The organism is Larkinella sp. C7, from assembly GCF_006149005.1.
Taxonomy (GTDB): domain Bacteria; phylum Bacteroidota; class Bacteroidia; order Cytophagales; family Spirosomataceae; genus Larkinella.
In genome coordinates, this window is the sequence record NZ_VBSL01000025.1 from 34,468 (window position 1) to 46,434 (window position 11,967).

At 53.7% G+C, this 11,967-nt stretch carries 5 protein-coding genes and 1 pseudogene; 4 read left to right on the forward strand and 2 right to left on the reverse strand.

Going from position 1 to position 11,967, the window contains the following annotated elements:
• Window positions 1-41: 41 nt before the first annotated feature.
• Entirely contained in the window at window positions 42-6,425 is a 6,384-nt protein-coding gene (locus FH871_RS30210) for a putative Ig domain-containing protein (protein ID WP_171063004.1), read from the reverse strand.
• A 560-nt stretch (window positions 6,426-6,985) separates the two neighbouring features.
• Complete coding sequence (locus FH871_RS30215; RefSeq protein WP_138995077.1) at window positions 6,986-8,095, reverse strand: glycosyltransferase family 4 protein; 1,110 nt, start codon at window positions 8,093-8,095, stop codon at window positions 6,986-6,988.
• Between the two features lie 239 nt (window positions 8,096-8,334).
• On the opposite strand from FH871_RS30215, the gene FH871_RS30220 reads away from it, so the two are divergent.
• The 4 genes and pseudogenes from FH871_RS30220 to FH871_RS33865 form a co-directional block, all read left to right on the forward strand.
• A complete protein-coding gene (locus FH871_RS30220) occupies window positions 8,335-9,405 on the forward strand; it encodes a ferredoxin--NADP reductase (RefSeq protein ID WP_138995078.1) in 1,071 nt (356 codons plus the stop codon).
• 69 nt (window positions 9,406-9,474) lie between these two features.
• Window positions 9,475-11,268, forward strand: coding sequence for a M3 family oligoendopeptidase (locus tag FH871_RS30225; RefSeq protein WP_138995079.1), 1,794 nt, complete (start codon window positions 9,475-9,477; stop codon window positions 11,266-11,268).
• An 81-nt stretch (window positions 11,269-11,349) separates the two neighbouring features.
• Window positions 11,350-11,580, forward strand: a complete 231-nt coding sequence (locus tag FH871_RS30230) for a hypothetical protein (protein ID WP_138995080.1) — start codon at window positions 11,350-11,352, stop codon at window positions 11,578-11,580.
• A gap of 210 nt (window positions 11,581-11,790) precedes the next feature.
• Window positions 11,791-11,967: pseudogene (locus FH871_RS33865) on the forward strand (NAD-dependent epimerase); the annotation flags it as partial.

Below are 11,967 nucleotides of genomic sequence, written 5' to 3' on the forward strand. Positions count from 1 at the left end.
TTGTAATCTCTTCTCTCAGATCGATCGTCTTGCCTCTGAACCTACTGCTTCAACACCTTGATCACTTTCAAGACCCCGTTGCCATTGTCGACCCGCAGGAAGTACAAACCGGTCGGCAGTTGCAGGGTTTTGACGTTGAGAACGGCCTTGCGCTGGACGGTATTGATCGTGTTGTCCTGCAACTCCCACTGATTTCCGGTTGTTGACGAGAGCGAAAACCGGTAAGGGGTTGGCGTAGAAGACGGCAGGGTCAGGTTGATTTCTTCCCGAACCGGGTTGGGATACACCAGCCACGCGTCACCTTCGGTTTCGGCATTGTCCGTGATGCTCTGAACGGCGATCCGACCACCGCCCGGCACGAATGAGAAGGCGATATTTTTGGTGATAATCGTTTCCCCACTGCCGTTGGCTCCCGTGAAAGCTGCCAGCCGAAGCACATACGCGCCGGTCTGCGGTTTAAAACCGTCGTCGTCGCCGAAGAGGCCAAACGGAGACTGGTTATCAACATAGTTGTTCTGCGAAGTACCCGTCAATTCGAAGGAAATACTGCCCACCGGCACGTTCGAGGTACAGAAGAAATTGACCCGATCCGGCAAATTGGCAATCCCGATCGAGCTGTTGTTCAACAACTCCTGAATGACCTGGCGGGACGCTGCGTTGCCGGCCTTCATCAACTGAACCGTTAACTGAGGCTCCCGAACCGTGAGCTTGAACGTAATGCTGCTGCTTTTCTGGTCGGGGCCCGTGCTTTTTACCGTTACAATGTACTCCCCGGCCGTTTGCGGTTTTCCGCTCGAGGTCCGGTTAGCCGCATTGTAGGCAATGCCATCCGGCAAACCGGTCACCTCAAGCTGAACCCCGGCACCGGCTTCCGGCAGCGTAAAGGTGTGGAACAGCCCCTTGGTGATGATCTGATCGCTGAGGGGGCTTTTGCCGTCAGCACAGGCCGTTGTGTAGGTGTATTTCACCACCTTCTGGCTTTGCCGGGCTTCAATATCGAACGTGCTTCCCTTCCGCATGGTGAGGTAAAGCGTATGGGTTGCGGTCGTCGTCCAGTCGGTCACACCAACGGCCCGGTATTCGATCAGCGTGTTGTCACCCCCGCTGGTGCGGAAGGTAATTCGACCCGTCTGGCAATCGTACTCCGGTGCCAGCACAACCAGAGCCGGGCTGGTCGGGGTGGTGGGCGTGGTGGCGGCCGGATTCACCGTCAGCGTGATCTCGGTGCTGGTTTTGGCGTTCTGCGCATCGGTAGCACTGTAGGTCAGTTTGTAGCTACCGGCGATCGTCGGGGTGCCGCTCAGGCCCCGGCTGTTCACATCGAACGACAATCCGGCCGGCTGGCCGCTCAGCGCATAGGTCAGCGTGCTTCCCTCGGGATCGGTGAAAACCGGCAATTGCGTTAAGTAAACAACTGCAACCGTGGCCGTCAAACTCAACGGGGCTGGTGCCACCGGAGGTTGATTGGTAACCGGCGTGGTCGGCGTGGTGTTGCCGGTGCAGGTCAGCGTCTTGGGCGAGCCTTTCAGTAAATAGGTTGTTCCCTGAACCCGCGCCCAAACCGAGTAGGTCTGGTTGTTCTTTAGTTCCTCCGCCGTATCCCAGCGATAGCCGTGGCTACCGTTTCCTTTGCCACTGTCCTTCAAATCCTGACGGAACACGCTGGCTTCGGTAGTGCCCACCAGTTTGGCGGATTCCAGTGTGCTGCCCACCAGAAATTCAAGGACCAGGGGCGTATTGGGTCGGTTGGCGTCCCAAACCCAGCCGGAAATGTTCTGACAACCCACCAGATCCAGATAACCCTCAAAGTTTCCGCTCACCGGGCTGGTGGGCGTGGTCGGCGTGGTGGCTGATGGATTTACCGTCAGCGTAATCTCAATACTGGTTTTGGCGTTCTGATTATCGGTAGCACTGTAGGTCAGTTTGTAGCTGCCTGCGGTCGTTGGGGTGCCACTTACGCCCCGGGTCTGGCGATCAAATTGTAAACCCGCTGGTATTCCCGTCAATTCATACGTCAGCGTACTTCCCTCGGGATCGGTGAAAACCGGCAATTGCGTTGCGTAGGCGGTATTGACGGTAGCGGTTAAACTCGACAGAGTCGGCGCCACCAGGGGCTGATTGGTAGCCGGGGTGGTGGGCGTGGTGGGATTACCGGCGCAGGTCAGGGTCTTGGGTGATCCTTTCAGTAAATAGGTCGTTCCCTGGATCCGGCCCCAAACCGAGTAGGTCTGGTTGTTCTTTAATTCTTCTGCCGTATCCCAGCGATACCCATGACTGCCATTGCCTTTTCCTTTGTCTTTCAAATCCTGACGGAACAGGTTCGCAACGGTGGTTCCGACCAGTTTGGCCGATTCCAGCGTACTGCCCACCAGGAATTCGATCGTCAGGGGCGTATTGGGCTGATTAGCATCCCACACCCAGCCCGCGATGTTAGCACAGTTCACCACATCCAGAAATCCTTCGAAATTACCACTCACCGGGTTCGTTGGGGTGATTGGGGTCGTTGGCGTTGTGGGCGTGTTTCCACCCGAACCGGTAACCGTCAGCGTAATCTCGGTGCTGGTTTTAGCACCCTGGCTATCCGTTGCCGTATACGTCAGCGTGTAAATTCCGGGTGTCGTCGGTGTTCCACCAAATCCCCGGGTCTGGCGATCAAATTGTAAACCCGCTGGTATTCCCGTCAATTCATACGTCAGCGGTCCTGCGTCGACAAAGGCCGGTAAAATTGTCAGGTAAGCCACGTTAGCCGCAGCGGTTAAGGTCGACAAACTCGGTGCTACCGGCGGTTGATTCGTCGTTGGGTCCGTTGGGTTGTTCGGCGTTGACGTACCGGTGCAGGTCAGCGTCTTGGGTGAACCTTTCAGCAGATAGGTCGTTCCCTGAACCCGGGCCCAGATCGAGTAGGTTTGGTTGTTCTTTAATTCTTCCGGAACATCCCAGCGATAGCCGTGACTCCCGTTGCCTTTGCCACTGTCTTTCAAATCCTGACGGAACAGACTGGCAACCGTGGTTCCGACCAGTTTGGCAGACTCCAGCGTACTGCCTACCAGAAACTCAATCGTCAGGGGCGTATTCGGCAGATTGGCATCCCACACCCAGCCCGCGATGTTCACACAGTTCACCACATCCAGGTAGCCCTCAAAACTGCCATTCGTCGGATTGGTCGGTCGGGCAATGACCAGCAGATTAAAAGACAGTGACCCAAGTTCGGTCCCTTTGTCATTCGTAGCCTTGATGGTCAGCCGGGTAGCACCGGTTTTTGCCGGCGACCCGGAGATGATCCGGTTTGCCGCATTGTACGTCAATCCATCCGGCAGTCCGGTGACCACATAGCTAACACCGGCACCGGGATCAGGCAGGGCGTACGAATACGCTTCCCCCACGTAAATGGTCTGGTCGGCCAGCGTCGACGAACCCGGGGGCGAACAGGCCGTCGTGTAGGTATAACTCACTTCACGGTCGCCCTGGCGAGCCAGCAACCGGAGTTCCGTTCCGCTCAATTGATTAGCCGCGAGTGTGAACGTCGGACTGGTGTTCCAGTCGGCAAAACCCGGGATCGAGTAGGTCAGAGCGCTCCCGTTTCCGCCTTCGGTGCGGAGTGTGATTCGTCCCGTCTGGCAGTTCAGGGTGGGCGCGATCATCACCAGGGGCTGGGAGGCATTCTCCCGAATGGTAATCACAAAAGCATCTTCGGCCTTCGCACCCCGTTCGTCGGTAACCGTAATGGTCACGGTGGTTGCACCCGCTTTCGTTGGGGTGCCCGAAATGGCCCGGGTGTTTCTATCAAACGCCAGTCCTTCGGGTAAAGCACTGGCCGCCATCACGACGGTTGTTGAGGTCTGAAAGGTTTCCGCCGGAATTTTCAGAATCAGAAACTGGCCGATCGGATACGACTGGTCGCTCATCGGTTTGGCAACCGTTGGCGGCTCATAGCCTTTACAGGGCGTTGTGTACGTAAACTTCACTTCTTTGCCACTCTGACGGGCCTGGATATCGAGGGTAGAGCCATTCCGGAGCCAGGGCGCTACGGTGAAGGTGCTGTTGCCCGTCCATTCCGTGATGCCGGCAGCCCGGAATTCAACCGCTGTGCCATCGCCCCCGCTCGTACGGAATTTGATTTCACCGGTCGTGCAGTCCATGGTGGGCTCCAGAATCACCAGTTGAGACGTGGAGCTGCCGTTGTTGATGGTCAACCGGAATTCGGTCGTAACACTGGCCCCCTTGTTGTCGTTGGCTTTTACTTTCACCGTAACCGTACCGGCCGTAACCGGTGTCCCCTTGATGGTACGGCTATCGGCTTCGTACGTAAAGCCATTGGTCAGTCCCGACACTTCCAGGCTCGTAATCTGGCCATCCGGATCGGTGAAGGTTTCGTTCGGAATGGTGTAGCTAAAACTCTGGCCGACGGTGGCCGTCTGGGCCGGAATGGTTCTGCTGACCACCGGAGCTTTATTGACGTCGTCCTGTTTGGTAATGGTCAGTTTGAAACTCGTCGAAACGCTGGTTCCTTTGTCGTCGGTAGCTTTGAGGGTAATGGTCGAAACGCCTTCGTTGGTCGGTTTTCCGCTGATCGTCAGCGTTTCAGCGTTGTAGGAAAGTCCCCCCGGCAGATCCGAGACATTGACACTGACAATCCGGCCATCCGGGTCCTTGAATGTTTCGTCCGGGATCCGGAACGAGTAGTCCAGCCCAACAAGTGCCGTACGATCCTGAATCGGTTGCGAAACCACCGGTGCCTGGTTGGCATTCGGCCCCTGCACGGTAATCTGAAACTGCGTCGTTACCGGCGAATTCTTATTGTCAATGGCCCGAACCGTCACCGTGATCGTGCCCGTGCCGTTGGGCGTTCCCGAAATCGTGACGCCGTTGGCCGACAGCCCCAGGGCGGGCAAACCGGAGGTAACCTCCACTTTGGTGATCGAACCATCCGGATCTTCGAAGGTGGAAGGCGGAATGCTGAATTCAAACGGTTTTTCCACGTAGGCCGTCTGGTTCGGAATGGTCTGCCGAACGCGCGGATCCTGGTTGGCATTGTCTTCCAGCCAGTCTTCATTGATGGTGATGTTAACGGCCCGGCGTCCGTTCTGGAAATATTGCCTCGACCACTGGTCACCGGCGCGGCCCTCGGGGTCGGAGACGTCGTCTCTCACCATCGATGACAGTTTATAGCTGGTGCTGCTGGCGGGTTGTACCTGCGTAACCGGCTGCGTGAGCAGTCCCCGGCTAACGACCTGCTGAATCACCTGGTTCAGCGCCGGGCGGGCGTCCCAGCCTGCAAAGTTAGCAAGCGTGACCATCCGGGCACCGTGTTCAAAACTTTCGGCCACCTGATCATAAAAACGCGAAACCGGCACACTGGCCTGGTACATCCCATCCACTTCATTACAAATCCAGGCGCCCGGCCGAACATTGCTCCGGGCAACATCGATCGAAAAGCGGTGGTTGTAGTCGGGACCATCGTTGATTTTAAGGCCATCCGAGTTCTGACCCAGGTTTTTGAAAGCGAACGTCGACCGCAACCCGCTCTGGCGATCCCAGACGCAGCCGTGCTGATTAACTACCTGAATCGATCCGTTTACTTCTTTGATGGTTCGCGTCGTCTCATCCAGAAACCGCTTCAGCATCAGGTGGCGGAAAACGTACCAGTCTTCCCCCCAGCGGCCACGGCCAAACGAGATGTAGGGGTCACTCTGGTTGTAGGGCGTTGGTGTAACGGCATCCCAGCGACTGAAGTCACTTCCCCAGCGCCGGTTCAACGCATCGAGTGAAAACCGCCCCTGCAACCACTGCCGGAACCCCTGTTTCATGGGCTCACTGTAGTCGAAGGGAATGGGGTAGGTCGAGTCTCCGCGTTGGTTCCGGGGCGAATATTCCGCTTCCTGAATTGGGGAAGCGGTGGCCGACATAAACAGCAGTTGATCCTGATCCTGCAAATACTGGTAATGTTGCGCCACCTGCCGGACAAAATCCTTGGCTAATTCAAGCGTGGGCTGGTGGGCAAAACTAAACTGAACAGCCCCCCCAAAATTCATAACCGTGTTATCGGCGGCCACCATGGCTTCAGAATTGGAATAGAATCCGCCGAGCGACTGTGGTTCGCGGGCCAGGTGAATCCGGATGGCGACCTTCATGCCCATCCGAAGTGCTGTATTGACGTGAGAATCGACAACCCGCCAGTTGGGAGCGCTGTTGCGGCTGGTATACACCTTGTCCCAGTGTACGGAAATTTCGGCGGCATTACAGCCCATCCGGCCCGCATTTTCAATTATTTCATCGTCTTTCGACGGGTCGGTTTCGTAGTTGAAAACCACAATGGCCAGATAACGCTGGCGTTCCGGGATTTTGGGTGCCGAATTCGAGCGGGCCGATGGCTCAGTTCCGCCATTCGCCATTGCGTTCGTATACACCAATCCGAAAAACAACAAAAAACAAGTAAAGGTTAAAGTCAAATTCCTGATCATCAGTGCGATGGGCTATGTTTCACTTAATTTTTCAGCTTGATAAGGATACAAAAAATCTTAGATACGGGGAAAATCCACGTATTGATATGATTCGTACTCATCAATGGCTAAGTTCGGTCTGTCGATTTCAACAAGAGAAAATCCCTGTACGCATTGACCGAATGAGTTGATTTGATTACCAGTCCAGCTATCGTTTAGCTGGCTGTAACTCGGTTTTGATTATTACGAAAGACAAAAATCATTCCAATGTATTTGAACGCCCGGAATGACGGCGGAACCATCCTTGTCGCTGCATACGTCACAGCATGAATAAATGAATGGATGAAAGTTGGATACTTGATACACAAGAGCATGCGGATATTGAATATGTCGTAATCTGACAAATTCTTCAAAAGGTGTAGCGAATAAGGCCCGCAAAAATTGTGCAGACTGCGTCCGAATTTATTATGCGGTAGCAAAAACGGTTACTTCAAGTTAACGGAATGTTAGTAAGCGGTAACATTTGCTGAAGTAAAACCGGTCTTTCAGAGGGCCAAAATGGCCTGTTCCCACTTTTTTACCTGAATGGAAGCATCAAACTGGTGACTTTTTTCAATCAGAAGGTTCGGCTCATACGAATCCGGACTGGTCATCACCGTCAGCATGGCTTTCCGGAATTGGTCGGGCGTCGGGTAGTCGATCAGCTCGCCCATACCCGGCACAATAAACTCTTTGGCCCCTCCGGCGTTGGGCGCCACCAGCGGTTTTCCGAGCGACGCGGCTTCGGTCATTATCTTACCAAACGGTTCTTCGCGGGAAGTCATCACCAGCCCGTCGGCAAGTTGCAGGTAATTATAATAGTCGTCGGTTTGGACGTCGACGAAGCTCATATTGGGCAGGTTCAGGGCTTTGATCTGGCTATCGACCAGGTAATTCAGACCGGTCGGCTTCGAATTGCCCATCCAGATGAAATGGCAGGGCTGGTCGGCGAGGGCCTGGGCAATGAAGGGGAAAATATCGACGCCTTTCCGGTAAATGCGCGTTCCGACCATCGTCCAGACGAAAGCCCCCGGCTGGATGTTCAGCTTTTTCCGCAGAGCCTCCACCCGCTCGGTGGAAATGTTCTTTTTGCTCAAATCGACAATCGGATAAAGCAAAGCCGTCCGTTTGGCGCCCATCACCGTCGCCAGTTCGCAAATCTGCTGCGTAACGCCAATGACCAGATCCGAATACGTCATGGCATGAGCCATTTCGTCGTAGGAAATGGATTCGAAGGACGAATGCAGTTCGTGAATCTGCGAAATCACCTTCACGCCCAACTGCTCGGCCAGTTTCGAAAGCGGAAACATCAGCACCGTATTCAGATACCAGTAGTCGGCTTTGTACTGCTCCTGAAGACGCCGGATGTTGTTTTCGTACACTTTCACCCCCATCGCGTGGGTCACTTTCGAATACACTTTCCGGGCAAAACCGCGGTTGAATGGGGAAGTAAACAACGGAATATCAGCCGGTAATTGCGCCGTAAGGGGTCCGCGCTGTTCACTATACAAAGCCGATTGGATCTGCTGCCGGTCGTAATTTTGCAGATACGTCCACAACACAACTTCTGAGCCGGTAAAAGACCCGTAGGGCGTAAAGAATAGTATTTTTTTCATGGATCGAACGGAACTTCGGCTGCGAATATCTGCCTAAATAATTATAAAAGCGATGCGAATTGAAATTTGGCGTAAAGAACGGCAAACCTGAATCAACTACAATTTGTTACCCAAGCGGATTGGCAATTCAATAGTATATTGCGGCTTCGTCGGCCGACAGTCTCCGGAATGGTTTCCAGTGCTGCTTACTCACCGCCACTAAATGAATGAAGAGGAATCGCTCCGGCGATATTTGAATTATGGCAAATCGTTATTTTTTGAAAGTAAAAGAGGTTGTTCGGCAAACACCGGACGCTGTTACCATCCATTTCTGGCACCCCATCAATGAAGAGGTCCGGTATCAACCCGGTCAATACCTGACGTTTATATTGCCTTTTGAAGGTCAAAAAGTGCGTCGCTCCTACTCAATGTCCAGTTCACCGCACACCGACGTGTCGCTGGCCGTTACCATCAAGCGCCTGCCCGGTGGTGCGGTTTCCAACTACCTGTGCGATAACACCAAACCCGGCGATGTTCTCGAAACGCTCGAACCACTGGGAACCTTTGTTCCGAAATTAGACCCTAAAAACCGCCGTCAGATCGTTCTGATCGGAGCCGGAAGCGGCATCACGCCCCTGATTTCGATGGCCAAATCAATTTTGCACGTTGAACCGCAGACGCAACTCTGGTTGCTCTACGGCAATCGGAACCGCCAGTCGATTATTTTCGAAAAAGAACTGAACGAACTGGCGCAGCAATCGGGCGGACGGTTTCGAATTACCCATATCCTTAGTCAGCCGGAAAGCAACTGGGCCGGTCTGGAGGGCCGTTTGAACCAGTCGGCGATTCTGAAACTGCTCGAAGAGCTCCCCGCTGATGCCACGCGCCGGGCTGAATACTACATCTGTGGCCCTGACGGCCTGATGGATGAAGCCCGCGGAGCCCTAAAACTTCTGGGCGTTCCGACCGATCAGGTTCACAAGGAGAGCTTCGCCACCGCTCCGCACGAAACCCACGGCGAGGTGGTGGAGGCCGAACCGGTCAATCCGTCGTCATCGAAACCAGAAGTTACCGTTTTATACGAAGGCAGTGAATACAAGTTTATTGTCGAACCACACCAAACAATCCTCGAAGCCGCGCTGGAACTGGACATTGACCTGCCCTATTCGTGCCAGGCGGGCATGTGTACGGCCTGCATGGGGCGCTGTTTGTCGGGCAAAGTGCACCTGGACGAAGAAGACGGTTTGGCGGAATCCGAACTGAAAGCCGGGTATATTCTGACCTGCGTGGCCCATCCAATGACCCACGATGTCGTGATTGAAATTGAATAAAAATATTTCGCGGAGGTAAAAAAGGGCAGCGAAACCTGCGTTTTTTCTGCGAAACCAGTCAGTAATTCTATGCCTATGGAAACGACACTAACCCTGCCAATGCGCCCGGCCCGGCCGTTTATTGGCGAAGAATTTGTTCTGAAAACGTGGGATGAGGTGAAACCGCTGTACGACAACCTGGTGGAGCGCCCCCTCAACAACGCCGACGAACTGCGCCGGTGGCTGGCCGACCGCAGTGAACTGGAATCTTACCTGTCCGAAAATTTCGCCTGGCGGTATATCCGGATGACCTGCGACACGTCCGATGCCGACCTGATCAACCAGTTCAATTTTTTCATTACCGAAATTCAGCCGCAGTTATCCGCCTACGAAAACACGCTGGATAAACGCACCGTCGAAAGTCCGTACCTGACCGAATTGCGGGAAAAGGGGTTTGACATTGCCCTGCGCGGCATGAAAAAGGCCATTGAAATCTTCCGCGACGAAAATATTCCGCTGCAAACCGAAATCCAGACCGAGCAGCGAAAATACGGGGCCCTGGTCGGAGCCATGACCATTTCGGTGAACAACACCGAGGGGGTTCCGGAGGAAATCACGCTGCCGCAAGCCGGCACGTTGCTCCAATCGCCAGACCGGGCCTTGCGCGAGGACGTCTGGTTGAAAATTCAGGAACGGCGGTATCAGGACAAAGACCAGCTCGACGAACTGTATACCCGTCTGCGCGATCTGCGCCATCAGGTGGCCGTTAACGCCGGTTTTGCCAATTTCCGCGACTATATATTTGCCGCGATGGGCCGTTTTGATTACACCCCGCAGGATTGCTTCGATTTCCACGCGTCGGTTTCAAAAGCCGTGGTGCCGCTGCTGGATCAGCTCGCGCTGGAACGGAAAGCGAAACTGGCCAGGGTCGATGCTGCTTTCGATGTGCTGCGCCCGTGGGATGCCAAAGTCGATCCCGACGGTTTACCGGCTTTGAAACCTTTTGAAACCGGTAATGAGCTACTGAACAAAACCATCACCTGTTTCAACCGGCTCGATGCCGCTGTGGGCGGTTCTTACTTCAGTGACTGTCTGCGGATTATGAAGGCGATGGGGCATCTGGATCTGGAATCGCGGAAAGGCAAGGCACCGGGCGGCTATAACTACCCGCTGGAAGAAATCGGCGTACCGTTTATTTTTATGAACGCAACCTCGAGCCTCCGCGATCTGGTGACGATGGTACACGAAGGCGGCCACGCCGTGCATTCGTTTCTGACCCGCGATCTGCCGCTGAAACCGTTCCGCAATCCGCCAATGGAAGTGGCCGAACTGGCGTCGATGTCGATGGAATTACTGACGATGGATTCCTGGGACGTATTTTTTGAGAATCCCGAAGACCTGAAGCGGGCCAAAATCCAGCACCTGGAGTCCATCATCGAAACACTGCCGTGGGTGGCCACCATCGACAAATTTCAGCATTGGGTATATGAAACGGCAGCCGACCCGGCTGCGACCGTCGACGCGCGCAAAACCGCTTGGGTACGCATTTTCGAGGAGTTTTCGGATACGATTACGAGTTGGGACGGGCTGGAGAAATACGAAGCCTATAGCTGGCAAAAGCAGTTGCATCTGTACGAAGTGCCGTTCTATTACATCGAATACGGGATTGCGCAGTTGGGAGCCATTGGTGTCTGGATGAATTTCCGGCAGGACCCGCAAAAGGGCTTACAGGGCTACATGAACGCACTGAAATTGGGCTATACCGCGCCCATCCGCGACATTTACCGGGCCGCCGACGTTCCGTTCGACTTTTCAGAAGCACACATCGGGCGACTGATCCGGTTTGTCTGGGACGAAATCGAGCGGTTGAAAAAGGGATTCTGATCAGAATGATAAAAATTTGAAGTATTATTGGCGAATTGGCTGGTAGTCTATAGTTTTGTACTGAATTTTGAAACCGTTTGTATGAAAGGTCTTTTGAATATAGGAGTATTCCTGCTGGTGGTTGGTTCGCTGACTTCCTGCGATTACCAGAAATATAATACCATTCGTCAGAAGGATTTCCGGGATGGCGATAAATACGTATACGGCCCCGGCCTGGATTCGGCCGCCGTTCAAACCACGTATAAATATGCTTCACGGCCCGAATTGGCCGAGCGCACGAACAAGATTCGTCAGAAACTGTTCGCGAAGTAATCGAGTGACGCTGCCATAGCAAAAAGAAATAGACAAGACGATACGGGCGATGTAAAGGCTTCATGAAGTCATTGCATCGCCTTTTGTTCGATTTCCGGTTTTATCCTGCGGTATAGACTATTATACTTTTTTTGATTTACTTTACACCCGATTTCGAGTGGAGAATAGTATTTTTTTAATGTATCCAACCTTATTTAGTCAAGAAGCGATATGAATATTGCATTAGTTACAGGTTCTGCCGGGCTCATCGGTAGTGAATCAGTTGCCTTTTTCTCAGAAAAATTCGATTTGGTAATTGGCGTCGATAACAACCTCCGACAGTATTTCTTCGGTACGGACGGTTCGACCGATTGGAACCGCGACCGTCTGAAAGATTCGTATACCAAC